The 23,457-nt window shown below is 57.0% G+C and carries 25 protein-coding genes and 1 pseudogene; 12 read left to right on the top strand and 14 right to left on the bottom strand.

From position 1 onward, the window contains the following. The first annotated feature begins 27 nt into the window (after positions 1–27). A complete protein-coding gene (locus ABRP31_RS28240; protein WP_349971266.1) occupies positions 28–654 on the top strand; it encodes a LysE family transporter in 627 nt (208 codons plus the stop codon). A gap of 172 nt (positions 655–826) precedes the next feature. On the opposite strand, the gene rnk is transcribed toward ABRP31_RS28240, so the two are convergent. The 3 genes from rnk to cyaY all read right to left on the bottom strand — a co-directional run bounded on the left by rnk (position 827) and on the right by cyaY (position 1,940). Next, complete coding sequence (gene rnk, locus ABRP31_RS28245; RefSeq protein ID WP_087271541.1) at positions 827–1,234, bottom strand: nucleoside diphosphate kinase regulator; 408 nt, start codon at positions 1,232–1,234, stop codon at positions 827–829. Between the two features lie 131 nt (positions 1,235–1,365). Next, positions 1,366–1,605 carry a DUF1289 domain-containing protein gene (locus ABRP31_RS28250; RefSeq protein WP_349971267.1) on the bottom strand — a complete coding sequence of 80 codons (240 nt, stop codon included), beginning with the start codon at positions 1,603–1,605 and terminating at the stop codon, positions 1,366–1,368. Between the two features lie 2 nt (positions 1,606–1,607). After that, the gene (gene cyaY / locus ABRP31_RS28255; protein ID WP_349971268.1) at positions 1,608–1,940 is read right to left on the bottom strand and encodes an iron donor protein CyaY; all 333 of its coding nucleotides are present in this window, start codon (positions 1,938–1,940) and stop codon (positions 1,608–1,610) included. A gap of 239 nt (positions 1,941–2,179) precedes the next feature. Here cyaY and ABRP31_RS28260 point away from each other — a divergent pair, with 239 nt between their 5' ends. Genes ABRP31_RS28260 through ABRP31_RS28285 form a run of 6 tightly spaced genes read left to right on the top strand, consistent with a single transcriptional unit; the run spans position 2,180 to position 6,752 of the window. Beyond that, complete coding sequence (locus ABRP31_RS28260; RefSeq protein WP_049827215.1) at positions 2,180–2,326, top strand: lipoprotein; 147 nt, start codon at positions 2,180–2,182, stop codon at positions 2,324–2,326. Between the two features lie 9 nt (positions 2,327–2,335). After that, positions 2,336–3,583, top strand: coding sequence for a diaminopimelate decarboxylase (gene lysA, locus ABRP31_RS28265; protein WP_349971269.1), 1,248 nt, complete (start codon positions 2,336–2,338; stop codon positions 3,581–3,583). Positions 3,584–3,586: 3 nt separating this feature from the next. After that, the gene (gene dapF / locus ABRP31_RS28270) at positions 3,587–4,417 is read left to right on the top strand and encodes a diaminopimelate epimerase (RefSeq protein WP_349971270.1); all 831 of its coding nucleotides are present in this window, start codon (positions 3,587–3,589) and stop codon (positions 4,415–4,417) included. Positions 4,418–4,430: 13 nt separating this feature from the next. Continuing rightward, positions 4,431–5,165, top strand: a complete 735-nt coding sequence (locus ABRP31_RS28275) for a DUF484 family protein (protein WP_087271553.1) — start codon at positions 4,431–4,433, stop codon at positions 5,163–5,165. A 2-nt stretch (positions 5,166–5,167) separates the two neighbouring features. After that, on the top strand, positions 5,168–6,067 hold the full coding sequence (gene xerC, locus ABRP31_RS28280) for a tyrosine recombinase XerC (RefSeq protein ID WP_087271556.1): 900 nt from the start codon (positions 5,168–5,170) through the stop codon (positions 6,065–6,067). Then, on the top strand, positions 6,060–6,752 hold the full coding sequence (locus ABRP31_RS28285; RefSeq protein ID WP_349971271.1) for an HAD family hydrolase: 693 nt from the start codon (positions 6,060–6,062) through the stop codon (positions 6,750–6,752). Before xerC ends, ABRP31_RS28285 begins: the two co-directional genes overlap by 8 nt. A gap of 162 nt (positions 6,753–6,914) precedes the next feature. Here ABRP31_RS28285 and sutA read toward each other — a convergent pair whose 3' ends face one another. From sutA to glnK, 4 genes are all read right to left on the bottom strand, one after another. Further along, positions 6,915–7,241, bottom strand: coding sequence for a transcriptional regulator SutA (gene sutA, locus ABRP31_RS28290; protein WP_087271561.1), 327 nt, complete (start codon positions 7,239–7,241; stop codon positions 6,915–6,917). A 100-nt stretch (positions 7,242–7,341) separates the two neighbouring features. Further along, positions 7,342–7,767: a secondary thiamine-phosphate synthase enzyme YjbQ gene (locus ABRP31_RS28295; RefSeq protein WP_349971272.1), complete on the bottom strand. Its 426-nt coding sequence runs from the start codon at positions 7,765–7,767 to the stop codon at positions 7,342–7,344. A 243-nt stretch (positions 7,768–8,010) separates the two neighbouring features. After that, positions 8,011–9,348: an ammonium transporter gene (locus tag ABRP31_RS28300; protein WP_087271566.1), complete on the bottom strand. Its 1,338-nt coding sequence runs from the start codon at positions 9,346–9,348 to the stop codon at positions 8,011–8,013. 32 nt (positions 9,349–9,380) lie between these two features. Further along, positions 9,381–9,719 (bottom strand): P-II family nitrogen regulator, encoded by a 339-nt coding sequence (gene glnK / locus ABRP31_RS28305; RefSeq protein ID WP_002555808.1) that lies wholly within the window; start codon positions 9,717–9,719, stop codon positions 9,381–9,383. 418 nt (positions 9,720–10,137) lie between these two features. Here glnK and ABRP31_RS28310 point away from each other — a divergent pair, with 418 nt between their 5' ends. After that, positions 10,138–10,401: an accessory factor UbiK family protein gene (locus ABRP31_RS28310; RefSeq protein WP_349971273.1), complete on the top strand. Its 264-nt coding sequence runs from the start codon at positions 10,138–10,140 to the stop codon at positions 10,399–10,401. Positions 10,402–10,714: 313 nt separating this feature from the next. On the opposite strand, the gene ABRP31_RS28315 is transcribed toward ABRP31_RS28310, so the two are convergent. Next, positions 10,715–11,764 carry a PLP-dependent cysteine synthase family protein gene (locus ABRP31_RS28315; RefSeq protein WP_349971274.1) on the bottom strand — a complete coding sequence of 350 codons (1,050 nt, stop codon included), beginning with the start codon at positions 11,762–11,764 and terminating at the stop codon, positions 10,715–10,717. Between the two features lie 136 nt (positions 11,765–11,900). On the opposite strand from ABRP31_RS28315, the gene ABRP31_RS28320 reads away from it, so the two are divergent. After that, positions 11,901–12,362: an Lrp/AsnC family transcriptional regulator gene (locus ABRP31_RS28320; RefSeq protein WP_087271576.1), complete on the top strand. Its 462-nt coding sequence runs from the start codon at positions 11,901–11,903 to the stop codon at positions 12,360–12,362. Positions 12,363–12,397: 35 nt separating this feature from the next. Here the strand turns inward: ABRP31_RS28320 and ABRP31_RS28325 are convergent, their stop codons facing one another. The 5 genes from ABRP31_RS28325 to ABRP31_RS28345 form a co-directional block, all read right to left on the bottom strand. Continuing rightward, on the bottom strand, positions 12,398–14,914 hold the full coding sequence (locus ABRP31_RS28325) for a TonB-dependent siderophore receptor (protein WP_349971276.1): 2,517 nt from the start codon (positions 14,912–14,914) through the stop codon (positions 12,398–12,400). An 88-nt stretch (positions 14,915–15,002) separates the two neighbouring features. Beyond that, entirely contained in the window at positions 15,003–16,001 is a 999-nt protein-coding gene (locus ABRP31_RS28330) for a FecR family protein (protein ID WP_349971277.1), read from the bottom strand. Further along, positions 15,998–16,498: a sigma-70 family RNA polymerase sigma factor gene (locus ABRP31_RS28335; RefSeq protein WP_349971278.1), complete on the bottom strand. Its 501-nt coding sequence runs from the start codon at positions 16,496–16,498 to the stop codon at positions 15,998–16,000. Before ABRP31_RS28335 ends, ABRP31_RS28330 begins: the two co-directional genes overlap by 4 nt. A 498-nt stretch (positions 16,499–16,996) precedes the next feature. Further along, the gene (locus ABRP31_RS28340) at positions 16,997–17,269 is read right to left on the bottom strand and encodes a hypothetical protein (protein WP_349971279.1); all 273 of its coding nucleotides are present in this window, start codon (positions 17,267–17,269) and stop codon (positions 16,997–16,999) included. A gap of 72 nt (positions 17,270–17,341) precedes the next feature. Then, entirely contained in the window at positions 17,342–17,677 is a 336-nt protein-coding gene (locus tag ABRP31_RS28345; protein ID WP_349971280.1) for a YegP family protein, read from the bottom strand. A gap of 281 nt (positions 17,678–17,958) precedes the next feature. Between ABRP31_RS28345 and ABRP31_RS28350 the strand changes: the two genes are divergently transcribed. After that, positions 17,959–18,648 (top strand): response regulator, encoded by a 690-nt coding sequence (locus tag ABRP31_RS28350; RefSeq protein ID WP_349971281.1) that lies wholly within the window; start codon positions 17,959–17,961, stop codon positions 18,646–18,648. Next, a complete protein-coding gene (locus tag ABRP31_RS28355; RefSeq protein WP_349971282.1) occupies positions 18,624–20,696 on the top strand; it encodes a HAMP domain-containing sensor histidine kinase in 2,073 nt (690 codons plus the stop codon). The genes ABRP31_RS28350 and ABRP31_RS28355 overlap by 25 nt, the downstream gene beginning before the upstream one ends. 443 nt (positions 20,697–21,139) lie before the next feature. Here the strand turns inward: ABRP31_RS28355 and ABRP31_RS28360 are convergent. Beyond that, positions 21,140–21,487: pseudogene (locus ABRP31_RS28360) on the bottom strand (hypothetical protein); the annotation flags it as partial. 278 nt (positions 21,488–21,765) lie between these two features. On the opposite strand from ABRP31_RS28360, the gene ABRP31_RS28365 reads away from it, so the two are divergent. Further along, the gene (locus ABRP31_RS28365; protein WP_087271583.1) at positions 21,766–23,259 is read left to right on the top strand and encodes a YifB family Mg chelatase-like AAA ATPase; all 1,494 of its coding nucleotides are present in this window, start codon (positions 21,766–21,768) and stop codon (positions 23,257–23,259) included. Positions 23,260–23,457 lie beyond the last annotated feature (198 nt).

Consider the following 23,457-nt stretch of genomic DNA (forward strand, 5'->3'; position numbering starts at 1 on the left):
GGCATTGGTGTTTGTCCGAGGTGTGTGATGTCTTTCGATACATGGCTGGCTTTTTTTGCTGCTTGTTGGGTGATCAGTCTTTCGCCAGGTGCAGGCGCTATTGCGTCGATGTCCAGCGGCTTGCGTTATGGCTTCTGGCGCGGCTACTGGAACGCCCTGGGCCTGCAAATCGCACTGGCTGCACAGATCGCGATTGTCGCCGCAGGCCTCGGCGCTGTGCTCGCTGCCTCGGACATGGCCTTCACTCTGATCAAATGGTTTGGTGTGGCATATCTGGTGTATCTGGGTATCAAACAATGGCGGGCACTGCCTGCCGATCTGTCCGAAGACTCGACCATTCGCCCTATCGGTAAGCCGCTGGCGCTGATCGCACGCGGCTTTCTGGTGAACATCAGTAACCCCAAGGCGCTGGTGTTCATGCTCGCAATCCTGCCGCAGTTCATCGACCCGAACGCACCGCTGCTTGCTCAGTACCTGACTATCGGGGCAACCATGGTGACCGTGGACATGATTGTTATGGCTGGCTACACCGGGCTGGCCTCAAGGGTGCTGCGCGCGCTCAAGACCCCAAAACAGCAACGCCGCATGAACCGCACCTTTGCCGGTCTGTTTGTGGGCGCGGCTGGTTTTCTGGCGACTTTGCACAGGGCTTAATTTTCTGGGAGCCCCGTCGCGCGGCAAGCACAAACCTGTAGGAGCTGACGAGCACCGCGAGGCTGCGATGGCTTTCTGTCTGATACACCGCAATCGCAGCCTCGCGGTGCTCGTCAGCTCCTACAGAAAAGCATTCCACAGGGCGGTGCAGATTTTCGAACGGGTCCGAAGCTTACAAATACTCCCCCGCCGCCTCCGGCTGATACTCCACCGCCAGCAGGGTCAGCTTGAGGGTCTTGCCGCCCGGCGCGGGCCAGTCGATGTGCTGGCCGACCTGCAGGCCCAGCAATGCTGAACCGACCGGGGCGAGGATGGACACTGTGCCTTCGTTGCCAGCATCTTTCGGGTAAACGAGTTTCAGGTGGTAATCCTTGCCGCTGACTTCTTCGCGGCAATGCACCTTTGAATTCATGGTCACAACACCGGCGGGCACTTCTTCGTGGCTGACCACTTGCTCGGCGCGGTCCAGTTCGGCTTGCAGGGCTTCTAGGCCGGGAGTGTTGTCCTCAAGGCTCTCGATCAACTGTTCAAGACGCTGCACGTCCAGCCGGGTCAGGATGATGGAAGGTTGTGTCGACATGTTGGCAGGCTCCTTTTCTGCGCTGCATAAAACAAAACCCCGCCTGAAGTGGCGGGGTTTTGAAGGGCTTCATCGATGAAGCATGTCTGGACACTAACACAGCGTGAGGGATACACAACCCACCAGCGTTCCTAAGCGTCGGGCGCAGGATTTGAATCAGCGGCTGCACGGCGCTCGTCCGCGCTGGCGCGAATCTGCCGGCGACGGTTGTCGTCCGCCGAGCGCCACTCACGGATGTCTTCGACATGGCGGAAGCAGCCCCGGCAGACCTTCTGCTCATCCAGACGGCACAGGCTGATGCAAGGCGACGGCACAGCCGGGCTGACGTTACTGTACAGCGGCTTGGGCGGGCGTACGGCGGCAGTCGTCACGATCAAATCTCGTCGAAGTCGAGTTCGACGCCAGCCTGCTCCAGCGTGAAGCGCTTAAGCATTTCGCTCAACAGCTCATCGCTGGTATCGCAGCTCCAGCGCTTCTCTTCTTCGTCATAGTCGAAGTGAAAACCGCCGGAACGCGCTGCCAGCCAGAGCTGCCGCAGGGGTTCCTGCCGACTGAAAATGAGCTGAGTGCCATTTTCGAATTTGATGGTCAGCACGCCGGCCGAGTTTTCAATGTCCACGTCCAGGCCGCTGTCATCGAAAATATCTTCCAGATTTTGCTGGGTTGCATCGACCAGATCGTGAAAACGGGCTTCGGTCAAACTCATCAGGGGGAACCTCAAAAAGTGTCGGCTGTTGGCGCAGCGACGCAAGATACGGTCGCTTAAAGGCAAATGCAAAGCTTACCCGCCCAACGAGCAACACAGACGCCAATAATTCGCCCTGCCTGTCATAAAACGCTAGCGTAGCGTCAAAGCCCCGCCGGACGGGAACCCGGCTACGTAGGCAAGCCGCTGGGTGGCCGGTATACTCGGGCGCAATTAATGCTTTTACAAAGGATTTCGCCATGAAGCGCCTGATCTCTTCGCTTGCTGCGCTTGTCGCGGTCGCTTGTCTTGTTACCGCCTGTGGCCAAAAGGGCCCGTTGTACCTGCCGGATGACCAGAAGTCTTCCGACGATCAAGCCAAGTCGCAATCGCACAAGCATCTTTAAGGGAATTCCATGGACGCCTTCAACTACCGCGACGGTGAGCTGTTCGCGGAAGGAGTAGCGTTGTCTGCCATTGCCGAGCGTTTCGGCACGCCGACTTACGTCTACTCCCGCGCTCACATCGAAGCGCAATACAACGCCTACGCTGATGCCCTGAACGGTATGCCGCATCTGGTCTGCTTCGCTGTCAAAGCCAACTCCAACCTGGGCGTGCTCAACGTTCTGGCGCGTCTGGGTTCGGGCTTCGACATCGTGTCCCGTGGCGAGCTGGAACGTGTACTCGCTGCTGGCGGCCGTCCCGACAAGATTGTTTTCTCCGGTGTCGGCAAGACCCGTGATGACATGCGTCGCGCGCTGGAAGTGGGCGTGCACTGCTTCAACGTCGAGTCCACCGATGAGCTTGAGCGCCTGCAGATTGTTGCTGCCGAAATGGGCGTTCGCGCGCCGATCTCGCTGCGCGTCAATCCGGATGTCGACGCGGGCACGCATCCGTACATCTCCACTGGCCTCAAAGAAAACAAGTTCGGTATTGCCATTGCTGACGCCGAAGACGTTTACGTCCGCGCTGCACAGCTGCCTAACCTGGAAGTCGTCGGTGTCGATTGCCACATCGGCTCGCAACTGACCACGCTTGAGCCGTTCATTGACGCGCTGGATCGCCTGCTGGCCCTGGTGGATCGTCTGGGCGATTGCGGCATCCTGCTGAGCCACATCGATCTGGGTGGCGGTCTTGGCGTGCGCTATCGCGATGAGGAGCCACCGCTGGCTTCTGATTACATCAAGGCCGTTCGTGAGCGTCTGGAAGGTCGTGACCTGTCACTGGTTTTCGAACCCGGCCGCTTTATCGTCGCCAATGCAGGGGTACTGCTGACTCAGGTCGAATACCTCAAGCACACTGAGCACAAGGATTTCGCCATCGTCGATGCGGCGATGAACGACCTGATCCGTCCGGCGCTGTATCAAGCCTGGATGGACGTGACTGCCGTTCGCCCGCGTGACAGCGCGCCTCGCGCCTACGACATCGTCGGCCCGATCTGCGAAACCGGCGACTTCCTCGCCAAGGGTCGCGAACTGGCTCTGGCTGAAGGTGATCTGCTGGCCGTGCATTCGGCCGGTGCCTATGGTTTTGTCATGAGCTCGAACTACAACACCCGCGGCCGTACCGCCGAAGTGTTGGTCGACGGCTCGCAGGCTTACGAAGTACGCCGCCGCGAGACCGTTGCCGAGCTGTTTGCTGGCGAAAGCCTGCTGCCGGAGTAACCCATGCTGCTGCGTTTTACCAAGATGCACGGCCTGGGCAACGACTTCATGGTTTTGGACCTGGTCAGCCAGCACGCGCATATTTTGCCCAAACATGCCAAACAATGGGGTGATCGGCATACCGGTGTCGGTTTCGATCAGCTATTGCTGGTTGAAACGCCGACTAACCCGGATGTCGATTTCCGCTATCGGATTTTCAACTCCGATGGCTCCGAGGTTGAGCAGTGTGGCAACGGTGCGCGCTGCTTTGCCCGTTTTGTACTGGACAAGCGCCTGACCGCCAAGCGCCTGATCAAGGTCGAAACCAAGAGCGGCATCATCGAGCTGGAAATCCGCAACGACGGCCAGATCAGCGTCGATATGGGGCCACCACGGCTGGTGCCGGCGGACATCCCGTTCCAGGCCGCCGAGCAGGCGTTGAGCTATAGCCTTGATGTCGACGGGCAAACGGTGGAACTGGCGGCTGTTTCCATGGGTAACCCGCATGCGGTATTGCGCGTGGACGACATCAACGGTGCCCCGGTGCATGAGCTGGGTCCGAAAATTGAACACCATCCGCGCTTTCCGGCGCGGGTCAACGTTGGCTTTCTCTACGTTGTCGATCGTCAGCGGGCGCAGTTGCGCGTCTGGGAGCGCGGAGCCGGGGAAACCCAGGCCTGTGGCACCGGCGCGTGCGCGGCAGCCGTTGCGGCTATCAGCCAGGGCTGGATGGATTCGCCACTGCTGATCGATCTGCCCGGTGGTCGTCTGTCGATCGAATGGGCAGGCCCCGGTCATCCGGTTTTGATGACCGGCCCCGCTGTCCGGGTATATGAAGGCCAAGTTCGTCTATGAGTGAGCAAACGCGATGACTGACAAGCCTCAGACTTCAACCGACAAGCCTAGCGAATCGCCGGTCGATAACGCAGCGCCAAATCTTGAAGCAGAGGCGATCATCGCTTACCTGCTTGAACGCCCGGATTTCTTTGCCGAGCACGACGAGTTACTGGTGTCGATGCGTATCCCGCATCAGCGCGGCGACACTGTTTCGCTGGTTGAACGCCAGCTCAAGCTGCTGCGCGAGCGCAACATCGAGATGCGCCATCGTCTGTCACAACTGATGGACGTTGCCCGCGATAACGACCGGCTGTTCGAGAAGACCCGCCGCCTTAATCTTGCATTGATGGACGCCAGCAGTCTCGAAGAGATTGTGATCGCTGTTGAAGACAGCCTCCGTCAGGACTTCCAGGTGCCCTTCGTCAGCTTGATCCTGTTCAGCGACAGCGCAATGCCGGTTGGCCGTTGGGTCAGCAGCGCCGATGCGCAAAAAGCGATTGGTGGGCTGATTGGCGACAAGACAGTGTGCGGCGCGTTGCGTGAGCATGAGCTGACCTTCCTGTTTGGCGCTGAGCAGGGCAAGGAAGTCGGTTCAACCGCTGTTGCGACTCTTAGCCATCTTGGCCTGCATGGCGTGTTGGCCATCGGCAGTCGCGATCCGCAACACTACAAAAGCTCGGTCGGCACCCTGTTCCTCAACTACATCGCCGATGTGCTCAGCCGTCTGTTGCCGCGCTTCACCCACTCCTTACGCTCGGTTCGCTAGTGATGGAACGACAGCTGGACGCTTACTGCACACATTTGCGCAGTGAGCGCCAAGTGTCGCCCCATACACTCGAAGCTTATCGCCGCGACCTCAACAAGGTTTTGGCGTATTGCGAGAAGCAGCAACTCAACAGTTGGGCTGCGCTGGACATTCAGCACCTGCGCAGCCTGATTGCCCGCCAGCATCAGCAAGGGCAATCCTCGCGCAGCCTTTCGCGTCTGCTGTCAGCGGTGCGTGGGCTCTATCACTACCTCAATCGCGAAGGCATCTGCGAGCATGACCCGGCCAACGGCCTGTCGCCGCCCAAAGGCGAACGACGCCTGCCGAAAACCCTGGATACGGATCGCGCTCTGCAATTGCTGGACGGGGGTGTTGAAGATGACTTCCTTGCCCATCGCGATCAGGCGATTCTGGAGTTGTTCTATTCATCAGGGCTGCGTTTGTCCGAGCTGACCGGCTTGAACATGGAGCAACTGGACCTGAGCGAAGGTCTGGTGCAAGTCTTGGGTAAAGGCAGCAAGACCCGAGTCCTGCCAGTGGGCAGGAAGGCCCGTGAGGCGCTGCAGGCGTGGATTGCACTGCGTGCCCTGGCTAACCCTGAAGATGACGCTGTGTTCATCAGCCAGCAAGGTCGACGTTTAGGGCCGCGTGCTATCCAGAAGCGGGTCAAGGCCGCCGGCGAGCGCGAATTAGGGCAGAACCTGCACCCGCACATGTTGCGTCACTCTTTCGCTAGCCACTTGCTCGAATCTTCCCAGGATCTGCGCGCTGTTCAGGAATTGCTCGGCCATGCCGACATCAAAACCACGCAGATCTACACCCATCTGGATTTCCAGCATTTGGCGTCGGTCTACGACAGCGCCCATCCGCGGGCTAAACGCAAAGGTTCTGACCATGATTAAGCTGATCACCTTCGATCTGGATGACACCTTGTGGCATACCGCACCGGCCATCGTCGGCGCAGAGGCCATCCTGCGCGAATGGCTCGCGGCAAATGCGCCAAAGCTTGGTCCGGTACCAGTCGAGCATTTGGGGGAAATTCGTGCGCGTCTGGTAGAAGCCGACCCCACTTTCAAGTACCGCATCAGCGCCCTGCGGCGGCGCGTTCTGTTCCATGCGCTAGAAGACGCCGGTTACCCCTCGGTTGAAGCTGGGGCGCTGGCTGATCAGGCGTTTGAAGTATTCCTGCATGGCCGCCATCAGGTCGAGATCTTCCCGGAGGTCCATCCGACGCTGGAGATTCTGGCCAGGACCTTCACCCTGGGAGTGATCACCAACGGCAATGCCGATGTGCGTCGCCTGGGGCTGGCCGATTATTTCGCCTTTGCGCTGTGTGCTGAAGACCTGGGCATCGGCAAGCCTGACCCTGCTCCGTTCGTGGAAGCACTCAAGCGCGCCGACGTCGATGCGGGCGCTGCGGTGCACATCGGCGATCACCCTGGCGACGACATCGCAGGCGCTCAGCAAGCCGGTATGCGAGCGATCTGGTACAACCCGGCTGGTAAGCCGTGGGAAGGCGACAAACTGCCTGACGCCGAGATCAGCAGCCTGACGCAGCTGCCGGAGGTATTGAGTCGCTGGGCATAGATGATGTGGCGGCTGGTGATGAATTTTGGGAGCTGGGCTTGCCCAGCTCCCACAGTCATCATCGGTCTTGCTTGGGCTGCTCAGGCCTGAGCCCGCAGCCAGATTTTTGCCAAAAAAAAGCCCGCAGCGACAGCGGGCTTTTTCTTATCCGGCATCACACCCTTAGATAGGGCGGCTACCGTATTTGTTGTCCGGCTTCTTGGGCGGATCGGCGACCACGTTGGCCTCCACTTCCTGCACCTTGCCACCACGGGCGAGGAACTCTTCCATGGCGCGAGCCAGAGCGTCACGCTCTTTGTTTTTGGCTTCAACGCTAGGCAGTTCATCAACCGAGACAGCGGCCTTGGCCTTGCCTTTGGTCGGCGTTACCGAAGCTTCCGCACCGTCATCGGCTTCAGCACCATCGTCTTCGGGAGCAGCTGCAAGCTCCTCACCGTCCTCTTCACCTTCCAGATCATCAACCAGATCGTCGTTGTCATCGTCGCTCATGTTCTACCTCATGACTTGCGAAAGCAGATTAGTTATAGCCCAGCTGTGCACGTTTTCGAATGCTGCCGGAAAAAATTCAACATCCGCTGCAAAACAGCGGTTATGCCTGTTCACCCTGAAGGGTGGCCAGGACGTTGCGAGCACCGCCAGCATCACGGTGCTCACCCAGATAAACACCTTGCCAGGTGCCTAAGGCCAATCGAACCGCCGAGACCGGCAAAACCAACTGGCAGCCTAGCAAACTGGCCTTGAAATGCGCCGGCAGGTCGTCAGGGCCTTCGTCCTCATGTTCAAAGCCGTGGGTGCCTTGTGGCACCAGACGGTTGAAAAAGCGCTCGAAGTCACGACGTACAGCCGGGTCAGCGTTCTCGTTGACGGTCAACGACGCCGAGGTGTGCTGCAGCCACAAATGCAACAACCCGACTCGGCACCCCCGCAGCTCCGGCAAGCCTGCAAGAATTTCGTCGGTTACCAGATGAAACCCGCGTGGCTTGGCCCGCAGGGTAATTCTGGTCTGTTGCCACATACAGTTCTCCGCACATTCGGCGCGCATTCTAACGCGCTGGTAGAAAAAGCAAAGCGCGCAATAATCCGTCTTTTCTGTAAGCCATCGACGCTTGCTCGCCAACGTGGCGAGGAACTCTGCAAACTGTCAGGAATGCCCCTTGCAAAGCGGCCTGAGTATCTGGCCAAACGCTTTGCCGGGCAATCTATCGACAAACTCCAGACAAAAAAATGCCCGGTAAACCGGGCATTTTTTTACAGTGGCTTACAAGTTGTAGCCACGCTCGTTGTGTTGCGCAAGGTCGAGGCCGACAGCTTCTTCCTCTTCGGTGACACGCAGGCCCATGACCGCGTCCAGCACCTTGAGAATGATGAAGGTCACGATCGCTGTGTAAACCACGGTGAACGCCACGCCTTTGAACTGAATCCAGACCTGAGCCGCGATGTCAGTCACAGTACCGAAGCCGCCCAGAGCAGGGGCTGCGAATACGCCGGTCAGGATTGCGCCGACGATGCCGCCGATGCCGTGCACGCCGAAAGCGTCCAGGGAGTCGTCGTAGCCCAGCTTGCGCTTGAGGCTGGTGGCGCAGAAGAAGCAGATAACGCCTGCCGCCAGACCGATGATCAAAGCGCCCATCGGGCCAACAGTACCGGCAGCCGGAGTGATAGCCACCAGACCCGCAACAACACCCGAAGCGATACCCAGCGCGCTTGGTTTGCCGTGAGTCAGCCACTCAGCGAACATCCAGCTCAGTGCAGCAGCGGCGGTCGCGATCTGAGTAACCAGCATGGCCATGCCTGCAGTGCCGTTGGCAGCTGCGGCGGAACCGGCGTTGAAGCCGAACCAGCCAATCCAGAGCATTGCTGCGCCGACCAGGGTGTAACCCAGGTTGTGCGGTGCCATTGGAGTGGTAGGGAAGCCTTTACGCTTGCCAAGTACCAGACACGCCACCAGGCCAGCCACACCAGCGTTGATGTGAACAACGGTGCCGCCTGCGAAATCCAGGACTCCCCAGTCCCACATCAAGCCACCGACGCCGCCCCAGACCATGTGCGCGATTGGCGCGTAGACCAGGGTGAACCAGATAGCCATAAAGATCAGCATTGCGGAGAACTTCATGCGTTCTGCGAAAGCACCGACGATCAGGGCTGGAGTGATGATCGCGAAGGTCATCTGGAAGGTGATGAACACCGCTTCAGGGAACAGAGCCGCAGCGCCAGTGATGCTCGCAGGTGTCACACCTGCCAGGAACGCTTTGCCCATGCCGCCGAAGAACGAGTTGAAGTTGACGACGCCTTCTTCCATACCAGTGGTGTCGAACGCAATGCTGTAGCCGTAAACGACCCACAGGATGCTGATCAAACCAGTGATAGCGAAGCACTGCATCATCACGGAAAGAATGTTTTTAGAACGGACCATACCGCCGTAGAACAGCGCGAGGCCGGGGATGGTCATGAACAGCACCAAGGCTGTTGCAGTCAGCATCCAGGCGGTGTCGCCTGAGTTGAGGACTGGGGCTGCCACTTCGTCTGCCGCCATGGCCAAGCCAGGGGTTACGAGGGACAACAGGGCTCCTAGCCCTGCGAATTGACGCAGAGTCATATTGTTTTCTCCTGGGGCGTTGGGTTGGCGGCTTAGATTGCGTCGGTATCGGTTTCGCCGGTACGGATGCGAATGGCCTGTTCCAGATTCACAACAAAGATCTTGCCGTCACCAATCTTGCCGGTGTTGGCTGCTTTGGTTATCGCCTCGATAACGCGATCCAGATCCTTATCGTCAATAGCAACATCGATCTTCACCTTGGGAAGGAAGTCGACTACGTATTCCGCACCGCGATACAACTCGGTGTGGCCTTTCTGACGTCCGAAGCCTTTGACTTCAGTAACGGTGATGCCCTGCACGCCGATTTCGGACAGCGACTCGCGCACGTCGTCCAATTTGAACGGCTTGATGATGGCAGTGACTAGCTTCATGAAACTTTCTCCCGAATTGGTGGACTTGCCCCAGGAAAACAAACCCGACTCAAGTCTAAGCGCAGTGCCTGGCTTTGTAACGCATCGGTCGCCTGAAGGAGGTCCGACCAACCCCAGAAAACCGCTTTTGACGAAACATTCCCCGCTCCGCCTGCCGCACTGTATTCGTCAACACGACTGCATCAGTGCATGGGTCATCAGCGACTAAGCAGAAAGCTTGCCATCTCGTGAATTTTCATTGAATACAGGCCCTTGATCCCTGTTTCAGGCACCTGAGCCTCCCTGTGAAGCGTATTGGCGCACAACTAAAGTGCGTTCGTGCACGCGCTGGTGCGCCATTATCGTGCGCCCGATGCCGCTGGAAATGACTATAGACGCTCCGTGCTACACTGCCGCCCATCTGAAACCGGAGGTAGACATGCTCGCGCCCAAAGCTTTCCTCGATGCCCTGAGCGGCCACGCCTCGCGCTTGTTCAATGGCGAAACGCCGATCCCGCGTAACGAATTTGAAACCCAGTTCAAAGCCCTGCTGCAAAGCGGCTTCAGCAAACTGGATCTGGTCAGCCGGGAAGAATTCGACAGCCAGATGGCCGTCCTCGCCCGCACCCGTGCCCGCCTTGAAGCGCTTGAGGTGAAAGTTGCAGAGATGGAAGCGAAGTCGAATCCGCCTGTGGGTGAGTAGAGCTGACATGCGACGGTTTTGTGGGAGCCAAGCTTGGTCTGGGCGGCATTCCGACGATGAACGATGACGCGGGTTTCTGATAAACCGCGGCGCCTTCATCGCGGGCAATCCTCCCCACAGATATCGATCATCCCTGTGGGAGCCGAGCTTGCTCGCGATAAATGATAACGCGGTCTACCTGAGTACCGAGGCGTCTATATCGCGGGCAAGCCTCGCTCCCACAGGGATTTGCTTTCCGCATGACAGGGTGGTGTCAGTATTAAAAGGACATTCCTGCGGACACAAAATGGTGCATCCCCTTCTGGCATCTGCCTCACCTTGCAATCAACAACCGCTCCAGCCGTTTCGTATACGGCGAAAGATCACCGATGGTGCGCTCGACCCATTGCGGGTCGTAATAGGTGTCCAGATAGCGCTCGCCGCTGTCGCACATCAACGTCACCACTGAGCCTTTCAGGCCCTGCTCCTGCATTTGTAGCGCTACCGTCAGCGCGCCCCATACGTTTGTCCCGGTAGAGCCACCGGGCTTCTTGCCGATCAGCTTTTCCAGCCAGCCGAGTGTGGCAATGCTCGCTGCATCGGGGATTTGCAACATGTCGTCAATCACGCCCGGCAGAAACGACGCCTCTACCCTCGGCCGTCCAATGCCCTCGATGCGGCTGCCCTTGAGGCTGGTCAGGCTGGTCTCACCGCTGCGGTAGCTGTCGTAGAACACCGAATTCTCCGGGTCTACGACGATCAGTTTGGTGGCATGGCCCTTGTAGCGAATGAACCGACCGATAGTCGATGACGTGCCGCCCGTTCCTGCGCTCATCACAATAGCCGTCGGAATGGGATGTTCTTCTCCACTCAACTGATCAAAGATGCTGTCGGCGATGTTGTTATTGCCGCGCCAGTCTGTAGCCCGTTCGGCGTAGGTGAACTGATCCATGTAATGGCCGTTGTCGACCTGGGCCAGACGTTCAGCTTCGGGATACATGTCGCAGGACTGCTCCACAAAGTGGCAGCGCCCGCCAAGCAGCTCAACCTGCTGGATTTTCTTGCTCGCGGTATGACGCGGCATGACTGCGGTAAAAGGCAGCCCCAGCAGTTTTGCGAAATACGCCTCCGATACTGCAGTGCTGCCGGAAGAGGCCTCCACTACATGCGTGCCTTGGCGAATCTTGCCGCTACAGATTGCATGAAGAAATAACGAGCGCGCCAGACGATGCTTCAAGCTACCGCTGGGGTGAGTACTTTCGTCTTTGATGTAGATATCGATACCGTTCAGTGCCGGAACATCAAGCTTGAGCATGTGCGTATCGGCCGAGCGCTGCTGATCGCAGTTGAGGGTTTTGATCGCGGTACGAATCCAGTCATTCATCTCTTCTGCGCCTCAGCAAAATCACATCTATTCTTGATGGCAAATGTTACTGAATGCTGGGAAAAAGGATTTCTTTTTGTTCTATTGTTTAGCTTCTTATATAGAAAAATATTCTCCCAAAGGACTGAATTGAAAAATGGACAGTCTTGATCGCCATATCCTCAGTATTTTGCAGCGTGATGCCTCTATCGTGCTCAAAGACCTTGCTGAAGCCGTCAACCTCTCAACAACGCCCTGCTGGAAGCGAGTCAAAAAGCTCGAAGAGGCCGGGTACATCAAATCCAGAGTTGCGCTTCTTGATCCGGAAAAGCTGGGGCTGGGGTTGTCGGTTTTCGTCCAGCTCAAGACCCAGCGCCATGACACTCAGTGGCTTGAGCAATTTGCCCAAACCGTCATGCAGTACGAAGAGGTCATGGAGTTCTACCGAATGGCGGGCGAATGGGACTACATGCTGCGACTGGTCGTCAGCGACATGGCCGCTTACGACCGCTTTTACAAAAAGCTGATCAGCAGCACTGAAGGCCTTTCGACCATTACCTCCAGCTTCGCCATGGAGCAGTTGAAATACACGACGGCGCTGCCGTTGCCCCGTAGCTAGGCCTGTTCCCTGGGTGGGAACAGGCTAGCGACCGGTTAGAAGGTGTAGCTGACCGTGGCGCTGACGTTGCGCTCCTCACCCAAATAGCAGTAGCTCAGGCTTGCACAGGACGCGACGTAAGATTCGTTGGTCAGGTTGTTCGCGTTAACCCGTACGTCGACGCCTTTAAGCCCGACTTTGCTCAGGTCATAGCCGACTGAAGCGTCGAACAGTGTGTAGGACGGCACCTTCAGGATGTTTTCAGCATCTGCCCAGCTGTAGCCGACGTAGCGCACCCCTGCGCCCAGACGCAAGCCATCCAGCGCACCGCTGTTGAAGGCGTAGTCGCCCCAGACCGACGCCATGTGTTTAGGAGCTTGTGTCGGTGAGTTGCCTTTGTTCTCGATGACGTTGGTGGGCGTGCTCAACGTGCTGATCATCGATTTGGAGTATTCGATGTCGGTCAATGTGTAGCCGCCCAACACTTTGAAGTTGTCGGTTAACTGCACGTGCGCTTCCAGCTCCAGACCCTGGGAGCGTACCGCGCCAATAGGGCGATAGAAATTCTCTTGCGGCAGTTTGGAAGCCAGATTCTCCTGATCAATCCGGAATACCGAGGCGGTAAACAGGTTGTCCGTTCCGGGTGGCTGGTACTTGATGCCTGCTTCCCATTGAGTGCCGTCTGTTGGCGCCAGAGGGTTGCCATCACTGTCGGCGTACGAGTTCGGGTTAAACGACTCTGAATAGCTCACGTACGGCGCAATACCGTTATCGAACAGATACAGCACACCTGCCCGGCCGGTGAGCTTGGTGCGTCGATCACTGATTTCGGTGCCCTCTGGCCGCCCGGCTTCTGCCAGTCGGTTCTCGTCCGAGGTTTCCACCCAGTCCTGACGCAGGCCCAGCGAGAAGCGCCATTTATCCAGCTCGATCAAGTCCTGTGCATAAACGCCGGTCTGCTCCAGACGGCGTACGTAGCTGGTCGGGCTGAAGTAACTGATCGCCGAATTGCCATAAACCGGATCGAAGCCATTGAGCGATGCGACCGAACCACTGGTCCAGTCCACCACGGTCTTGCGTCGCTGGTAGTCAACACCGAGCAACGCCGTGTGCTTGGCCGAACCGGTGAAGAACTCAGCCTGCAACATGTTATCGACGATGAACGCGTGCAGCCGCTCGTCACCACCTGAGTAATAGCGCGTCAGCTCGTTGCTGGTGGGCGTCGTCCAGTCGTAGGCGTAGATCTGATCGTTCTTCACCTTCGAGTCCAGATAACGGAAGTTCTGTCTGGCGGTAAACACATCGTTGAAGCGGTGCTCGAACTGGTAGCCGAAGGATTGTTGATCGCGACTGAAGCCATCGACTCCAGGCTCGCCATCGAAGAAGTGCTCGGAGATACGTTGCCCGTTACGCTTGCGCAGCGTGCCACTGGCCGGTACGCCGCCGTGATAGCCGCCTTCCGGGTCGCGTTGCAGATAGGCTTGCAGGGTCAGCGATGTGTCTTCGCTGAAGTCGATGCTGACGGTCGGCGCCAGCGCGTAGCGCTTCTCTTCGACGTGATCGAATTGCGTGTCTGACTTATCCACAAGCCCGGTCAGGCGATAAGCGATGCGCTTGTCTTCATCCACAGGCCCGCTGAAATCGAACCCCATGCCGCGTTGTCCTTGCGTGCCGACGGTGGCCTGAACCTGATGGTACGGCTCAAACAACGGTTTTTTGCTGGTTAATGCCACCAGACCACCCGGCGAACTGCGGCCGTACAGCACTGAAGAAGGACCTTTCAGGATGTCGACCCGCTCCAGAAAGTACGGATCAACCTGCATCGTGCTGTAGGTGCCGCTATCGCCCATGGACTTGAGGCCGTCCAGGTAAATGTTATCCACAGAGCCGTCGTTGAAGCCGCGCAAGGCTACATAGTCGTAGCGATGGGTCGCGCCGTAAGGGTTGGTCAACACGCCCGGCGTGTAACGCATGGCCTGCGATACGGTTTGTGAGCCTTGATCATCCATTTGCTGGCGGGTGACCACCGACACAGACTGCGACGTTTCAAGCACCGACGTGCTGGTCTTGGTGGCGATCTGGCTGTGGGTCGCGTTGTAGCCTTCCATGCTGCCTAGGGCGTTGCCCAGTGCGAAGCCGCGAATGTCGGTGCTGGGTAATGCCAGTACTTCACCCGCCGTTTCGCGCAGCACGTAACTGCTGCCATCCTCTGTGACAGCTTGCAGGCTGTTACTGCCAAGCAAGATGCTTAGCGCCTGATCCGGGGCATAGCTGCCTTGCAGGCCCGGCGATTGCTTGCCGGCAGTTTGAGCTGGCGTGGCGGCCAAGGTGATACCCGCTTGCCGGGCGAACTGGTTCAAGGCTTCGCCCAAGGGGCCGGCGGCGATGGAATAGCTGCGCACAGCGCCGATCGCCACCGCACCGTCTTGAGCGTGAACCGCTAAAGGCAACGCGGCAGTGCCCAAAGCCACGCATATCAATGTCGCGCGCACCGCTGTGGCGAGGTGTGTTGCGCGCGCGTCAACGGCGACGTTTTGCAGGCTTGATTGCGGTTTATCTAGGGGCCGGGTCATGGGCGATTCCGTAAAGTCAGTGAAGAGAACAGAGGGGCTGATCTCTAAGCCGGACCTGTAGGCAAAACCCGCCAAAAAATTTCAAATTTCATGCTTGGCGCTGCAACGTGACCCACCAGCGCGTGCGATACCTGAGCTGGACAGGCAACGTCTGGGTAACAACCGTGAGCAGTTTGTCGGTGTTTTCCAGCCGAAATACACCGGAAAGACGCAGGTCGGCAATATCGTCAGCGCAGCCCAGATGACCGTGGCGGTAAGCCCCGACCTCGGTGAGGAAGTCTCTAAGGCGCATGTTTCGCGTCACGATCAGACCTTCGCTCCAGGCGCCAGCGTCCATGTTGAGCGTGGGCAATTGAACCGCTTCGCGAGTCGACACCAGGTAATGCTGCCCGGCGCTCACAGTGATGGGAGATGCGGCGGGCGAGCGAATGATCGACTGCCCTTCAAGCACACTGATACGCGTCTGGTCCGGATACTGCCTGACGACGAAGCGTCCGTTGATGCCCTCGAACAACCCGTGGCGACTTTGCACTAATAGCGGTCTGTGGGTCGGGCTTTGGACATCGGCACCGCACCCCAGAAGAATTTCACCCCGATTCAGAGTAATCAGGCGGCGTTCGGCGTTGAAGTTCTGATCCACCGCGCTGTCGGTGTTCAATTGCAGGCTTGAGCCGTCGCTGAGCTGAAAGCGCTCACGCTGCCCGACGCTGGTCGCGAAATCAGCGCTCCATTGTTGCCAAGGCACGGCCTCTCGCGACAGCCACGCACTTGAACCCACCACGACCAGGCCTGACAGCAGTTTCAGGGTTTGTCTGCGGCTCAGTCGTTGTGCGCTGTTTTCCAGCGCTTCGATGGCTGCGCCTGGGGCGGGCAGATGCTGAAAGCGACTGTTGAGTTCGCCGTTCAGGGCCTGGATACGCTGCCAAGCGCATTCGTGATCGGCATGTGCGACACGCCACCGCTCACATTGCTCGCGCAATTGTGGGTTGTGCCCTCCGCTGTTGAGGCGCATCGACCACTGGATCGCCTGTTTCACGACCTGCGGCGAGGGTTCTCGCGAGCGCGCAGGAGCAGATACGCCGCTCACGCTGGATACCGCAACAGATAGCAGTGATACAACGCGTCGGCGACATAGCGTTCTACAGAGCGCACCGACACGCCCATTCGTTCGGCGATCTGCTTGTAGGGCATGCCGTCGCATTGAGCCAGCAGAAAAGCCTGGCGGACCTTCGGTTTCAAGCCATCCAGCATCTTCGCAATGCTTTCCAGCAACTCGAAAACCAGCTCCCGGGACTCGGGCGAAGGTGACTCGTTGCAGGGTAAATGAGCGATGGCTTCAAGATAGGCGCGCTCCAGCTCCTCGCGTCGCCAATGATCGATGACGATCCCTTTGGCAACGGTGCGCAGAAACGCACGAGGTGCTTTCAGCTCAAGCAGTTCGTGGCGATTGAGCAGCCGGACAAAAGTATCCTGCGCCAGATCCGCCGCATCGGCTGCATTGCCCAGCTTGCTGCGCAGCCAGGTGTTGAGCCAGCCGTGATGATCGATGTAAAGCGTGCGCAGAGTGGCGTGATGAGAAGGCATTGCGGCGCGCCATCCCAGCGCGGTGTAAATGATAATGAGTCGCATTGTGTTAAAGCGCTGCACAATTTGCAACTGCTTAAGGGATGGGGCGCCAGTCGCGTGTGGCTTATGCCCTCAGGTATTGCAGGACGGTTTCAATGCTGGCCAGTGGCGGCGCGGACATTAGTTGCCCGGTCGGGCGCGCGGTGTGACATTTAGCAATAGATGCAACTATATCGAAATAGATGCAACTGGCACGGTCGGCGCGCAGACGACTGTTGATTCAGAAACCCCAGACGTAGCGCAGACTTGCGAACGTCTTTTCTCCCGCGATCCAACATATTGAGAAGACAACCCGAATGACTTTGCGACGGGTATGGGTGTCGCGTGGGCCGATCAGTCAATCTCTTTACACCACTAGAACTCGAACCGTTGCGACTTCAGCGGGCTGACGTATAGAGCGCCCATAGCCTCGATCCGTCGAGGCTTGTTGCCGCCACAACCGCAATCCGCAGTTAACTAGCGGGCAGACGGGTTCTGCGCGATCCAAGCATTGGTGCCACTGTTGGCTTGGGCGTAGTGATGGTTGCGTGTCAGCTCGGATACCCAGAGTTTGTCGTCGCCATCCATGAAATTCCTGAGGTGGTCATGCAAGCCTTTTGCGGTGCCGTTATAGGCCATCAGCCAAAAGGACTCTTGCGAGCGATGCGCCCCGAGAAGTTTGAGTTCATCGATCAGTAGCTTGTAGTCCTTGTTTTTTATGAGGTCATACGACACGGTGAAGTTAGTCATGATTGGCTCCAGACAGAAATGTAATTGGAGGAGTCGAAGGGCCGCTAGCGATGATGCGGCCCGTTCAGAGCATTAGGTCAGATCAATGGTGGTGGCAGTCGAGCCATATGTTTTTACTGCGACGATCCCCTGGTCGCGGGCGTATGCCGAGCTGTAGGTCTGGCTGGTGCCGATGATCTGATTATTCGCAGCACGCAGTACGAAATAAGGGCGCAGGTTCTGTGCAACGCGTTTATCGTAGTACTGATCGTACGGCGAATGCGTTTTGCAGGAAGCAATCCCGTTCTCGCAGCCGGATTTCTGGAGATACCCCTCGCTGGCTAGGATGATTTCGCCATTCGGCGCTTTCAAGTGAAAGTAATACTGGTTGTTCTGGGGGGAGCGGAAAATCTCATAATGTGCAGCCATGTGAACCTCGGATCAGTTGTGAATTAATGAACAAGCGCGGTAATCGCGCATGTTGTGGGCCGTGATTGGCTTGAACTAAAGGCTACGCAAGGAGTCGTTAGTGGGCTAGGCGCCAACAATTGGATCCATTATCGGGCGCTTGTTTCTCCACTGCTTTGCGAGGTTTTTACTAGCCAATGCAAGTTTTCAGCCTCAAACGTGAGCAAAGTCTCACGTTGATGCTGAGCTCTGGTGGTTGTAGAGCTGATACCCTAGCCCATTATGCGCACGAGGTAATAAGCATGAAAAAAATTGCGATAATTGAAGACTCTCCTGACACGAATAATGCCCTTGCTGGATTTTGCAAGAGCATTGGCAAGGACATTGAAGTTCATCAGTTTTTTGATAGAGAAAGCGCCGAGAAGGCGATTGTAGAAACAACCTTTAGCTTAATCGTCTTGGATATCGAGTTGCTGCCGGAAAAAAACGCTGGTGTTGGAATACTGCGAACAAATATAAGTAACCACAAGTCACCGGTCATAGTGGTCTCCGGACTTGATGCTTCATTGTATCGTGGTGTCATGCGCCAACTGGATGTTTGGGATTATATGGAGAAACCCATTCCTCCGGACGGTCAAGAGTTTGTCGAACTGGTAGTTCGTGTGCTAAGGGCCCAGAATGGGCCGAGTATGGAGGACAAGGAAGCGCTTATTACATACGACCAATCCACGACGAGAATGCGCTTCAAGAATAAAGCGCTGAATATCCCTCAGACGGCCAAGAATATTCTCTGGCGGCTCTACGAACGCCGAGGCTCTTATGTCCCATATGCCGATTTTTTCGAGTTGGTGAAATCAGGCCGTAACCCTGAAGCTATCCGTCAGCATGTTAAGAATATTCGTGACGCTTTAGAGGAGGTGGGTGAATCGCCGGATCATGTCGTAGTAATCAGGATGAAAGGTGTGCAATGGCAAGACTGCGTCAATCCTTAAGCAAGTTAAAAGAAAATCTTTACCGAGCCAAGGCTCGGGTGTTGATCGTGGGCATTATGGCCGGAATGGTCTTGCTGGTTTTTTTTGGCACAATTGCAGTGTTGCGGTTCAGCTATGTTTCAGTAGCACAGCAATACCAGGCAGCGATTCAGAGAACGTTACAACGCGTCGCGGCTGAGTTCGAAAGTTTGGATGGTAACATTGCATTTTCTAACTTCGGAGAGCAGTCTTCAGATGGGCACGGTATACCCGTGGCAAAATTGCCTCTTGAATTTATCAATGTCATACCTGGACATGTCGAAGATCTCAAGCCGCTTCTAGGCTGCAGCTTCAAAACCCTGAAGGATTCACGCGATCAACTATGCGCTGGGGTGTTAGAAAATCGCGATTATGGTGCACTGGTGTATCTTCGCGGTACGTTTCATGTCGACAGTGAGCTGACTTCACCGACCTATGCGAAATCCCCCTTCAAGGCCCACCACTTCAGCGTGGCGGTGACCGCACGGGGTCGCACCAGCCACTTTGTTGCTACCTTCGATCCGGTGCGACGAGCGGATGCTTCGACCGCCAAGCTGTTCTCTCCAGCATGGAGCATTGCCGGTTTCAAAACCACCAAGCAAGGGGCAGATGATTTTACCCGTGAGCGCGATATCAAGGGTCGTATTCTGGCTCACCTGACCCCTGAAGGAGCGGTCAGCAGCTACGAGTTCATTATCCAATTACCCTTATATGCTTACCTCGAAGCGCCGGATACGCAGATGATCTGGCCTCCTGAAGACATTTCTCAGGCGAGAGTCGCGTTGAAATTGCTTGGACCTATCGGTGACGGGCAAGGCCAGATACTCATGAATGGCCTAGAAACCAACGAGCGACCTGTATTCTCTTTTGAGTCAATGTCGCAGTACTTGTCACCGGGAGAAAGCCTTCGCTTCATTTCTTCTCCAGGAAGTGAGCCTATCGAGGTGTTTGCCGGTAACCACGGAGGCCGCAATGAAAGCCGCTCTGCGCTGGCACGCTTGGCCAACAGGGTCGTTGAGCTGGTGACGCCTTCGATTGCTACTCAGAAAGCCCTCGTACTCTCCAACGGCGGCAGGATAGAGTTGAGCGGAAACCCTGCCTTGGTATTAGGCGGGTGGAGCGCTGCAGCAAAAGCAATTTTGGCGTTTGCAGCCATCCTCGGCACTCTCCTGGTGATAAGTGGTTTCGCAATTCACCACTATGTTCTGGCACCTCTGAACAAGGTCAGGCGTAACACTATCTATATGCGGGGGCGTTACTCGGATGCGGATGATTTCAAGTTGCCGTATATGATCTTAAACCAGCATGACGAAGTGGGCGTACTATGGGCCAGCATTGAAGATTTGCACAAGTCTATTACCACATATGGGCGTGAGGCGCTGGAGTACGCCAAGAATGAAAGCGATATCCTTCGCGCCATTGGCCATGAAATCAAGTCCCCATTGCAAGAGCTGCTGATACGCCACAATAAACCCGACGATCCCAGTGCCAAGAGCCTTAAGCGAATGTCCTATGCCTTAAAAATGCTCTCCGGTAACTCTACGTCGCCGAGCTCGGAAAAGTCGCTTGGCCCCAAGGAAGCGATTAGCGCATCTCGTGGTCACCTCACCAAAGAAAACGTGGTTGAGTATCTGGAAAATGCCGCCGAATCCAGTGATGGGATTACCTTTGCTTATTCTTCCGGCTCGTTGTATGTCAGTGCCGACGGCGACATGCTGGAAGCATCACTGACCGCAATCTTGAATAATGCCAAAGAGTTCCGAAGTAATGGCACGGAAATCACCCTCAAAGTGTTCGCCGACTCAAACTGGGTTCTAATCGAGGTGGGTAATCAGGGGCCACAGATCCCGTCTTATTTGATTGACGAAATTTTCGAGTACGGCGTGAGCAGTCGTGACTCGGACGGTGAACATCAGGGTTTAGGGTTGTTCGTTGCCAAGCAGTATGTAAAAAAGATGGGGGGCGAGGTTCACGTAAAAAACGTCGAAGGTGGGGTGCGGTTTGCAATCAAGCTAGCCAGGGCACATTAAGATCTGACAGGTCGTGAACAGCACGTAGTAAAATCCAGACCTCTGCCGGCGAAGCCGATACAGCCTGAATTGCATGGCTGTATGTTTTGAAAGAAGGCTTGACGCCCGCGTCTCGCAACAGTTGAACAGCATGAATGCCATCCGGGCAGGCCTGGATATCGGCCAGTTCGCGGCTAAGGGCTGACTCGAAGCAAAACCACTGATGGATCGATACTAATTTCAAAGGAGTCGGCAGCCTGCCTCCGGAAAGCACAGGTGTGCAGGTCTATCCATTGTGACGCTAACCGCAGATAGCGTTTTGGAAGGCACGTGGGAGCCAGTCTGGATGCTCAATATTGAAATGTTTTACTCTATGATGGGGAGCGCCAGCCGAGGGGTTGAAGCCAGTCAAATCCTTTTTTGAAATTACCCCCAATCAACTAATTCCAAATCGGTCACGTGGCCAATCCTGAATCAAACTGCCAGTCATATTGCCCGCAACCAAAGCGCAGATCCCCGGTTGCCTTATCTGACATCCCCACCAGCCATGTGCAGTGATGCTCGGTCGCCTCCTCTGCCGGCGGCTCACCAATGCAGAACGTGTAGACGTTTTCATAGGTCTGCCCGAACCGCCGCACCAGCACCTCCGCGATACCGTCCCGGCCTTCAACGGTGGGCGGGAATGAAATGGCCCCGGTGTGGACGACCATTTCCAGCGTGGCGTCGCTGATGAATGACTGGCGTAGCAGGTGTGGGCGATTGCCGTCTTTGGCGAGGATGTAGTGTTCGATGGATTGGGCTGGGGTTGGCATTGCGGGCTCTTTTTGTCTGTAACTGACTGATTTGAATAATTTTCTGTAGGAGCTCACGAGCACCGCGAGGCAGCGATGGCGTCCTGTCTGATCCACCGCTATCGCAGCCTCGCGGTGCTCGTGCGCTCCTACAGGTCATTTATAAACCACGCGGCGGCGCAGTGTCAGGGACACAAGAGGTTTATCGCGGGGATACATTAACACCCTGTATTCATTCATTCCTTCAAAGCTCAGCCCAATGTCGCAGGATGCGAGGGTCGTTATTTCAAGGAAGAATCATGTCTCTGGCCATCGTTCATAGTCGTGCCCAAGTGGGCGTTGAAGCGCCTGCGGTTACCGTCGAAGCGCACCTGGCTAACGGTCTGCCTGCGCTGACGCTGGTGGGTTTGCCGGAAGGTGCTGTGCGGGAAAGCAAGGATCGGGTGCGCAGTGCGATTCTTAATTCGGGGCTGAAATTTCCGGATCGGCGCATCACGCTCAACCTCGCCCCGGCGGATTTGCCCAAGGACGGCGGGCGATTTGATCTGGCGATTGCGTTGGGTTTGCTGGCCGCCAGCGGGCAGGTTCCACTCGTCGCGTTGCAGGATGTGGAATGCCTTGGCGAGCTGGCATTGTCGGGTGCGATTCGGCCGATTCAGGGTGTGTTGCCTGCAGCGTTGGCAGCGCGGGCGGCGCAACGCACGCTGATCATTCCGGCGGTCAATGCTGAAGAGGCGTGTCTGGCGTCGGGCTTGCGGGTGATCGCGGTGAATCATCTGCTGGAGTTGGTGGCGCATTTCAACGGGCAGACGCCGATCACGCCGTACCAGTCCAGCGGGCTGTTGCACCAGGCCAAGCCTTATCCGGACCTCAGCGAAGTGCAGGGCCAGACGGCTGCGAAAAGAGCACTGATCATCGCTGCTGCTGGCGCGCACAACCTGCTTTTTAGCGGCCCACCCGGCACCGGTAAAACCCTGCTCGCCAGCCGCTTGCCGGGTTTGCTGCCACCGCTGGATGAGTACGAAGCGCTGGAAGTGGCGGCGATTCAGTCGGTGGCCAGCCAGATCCCGCTGACCAGTTGGCCGCAACGTCCGTTTCGTCAGCCTCATCACTCGGCGTCAGGCCCGGCATTGGTCGGTGGTGGCAGTCGCCCGCAGCCCGGTGAAATAACCCTCGCCCATCACGGCGTGCTGTTTCTTGATGAGCTGCCGGAGTTTGATCGGCGCGTATTGGAGGTGCTTCGCGAGCCTCTGGAGTCAGGCCATATCGTGATCTCTCGAGCGCGGGATCGGGTGCGGTTTCCGGCCCGCTTTCAACTGGTCGCCGCCATGAACCCCTGCCCCTGTGGATACCTTGGCGAACCGACCGGGAGGTGCCGTTGTTCCACGGAGCAGATTCAGCGCTACCGCAACAAACTGTCCGGGCCGTTGCTGGATCGTATTGACCTGCACCTGACCGTCGCCCGAGAAACCACTGCCCTCAATCCCAGCGTACAAAACGGTGAAACCACGGCCAGCGCTGCGGCTGTGGTTGCCAAAGCACGGGATCGCCAGAACCGACGTCAGGGTTGCGCCAATGCCTTTCTGGATATGCCGGGGCTGCGCAAGCATTGCGGGTTATCCAGAGAGGACGAGGCTTGGCTGGAAACGGCGTGTGAGCGACTGACCTTGTCGCTGCGCTCGGCACATCGGTTGCTCAAGGTGGCGAGGACGTTGGCCGATCTGGAGCAGGTGGATGCGATTAACCGCAGTCATGTGGCCGAGGCGTTGCAGTATCGGCCGGCGAGTGGATGATCAGCAGGTTGGCGCCATGAGTTTGATGGTCCCACTGAATTGTGAAGGTTCTGTGGGAGCCGGGCTTGCCCGCGATAAGGGCATCGCGGTTTGTCTGAGATACCGAAGTGGCCTTATCGCGGGCAAGCCCAGCTCCCACAGAAAATTTGCAGTGCTCTTCAAGCTGTGGGTAAGCCTTGGGTTTTCCACAGGATCGGT

The sequence above is a fragment of the Pseudomonas caspiana genome, from assembly GCF_040224095.2.
GTDB classification, from domain to species: domain Bacteria; phylum Pseudomonadota; class Gammaproteobacteria; order Pseudomonadales; family Pseudomonadaceae; genus Aquipseudomonas; species Aquipseudomonas caspiana.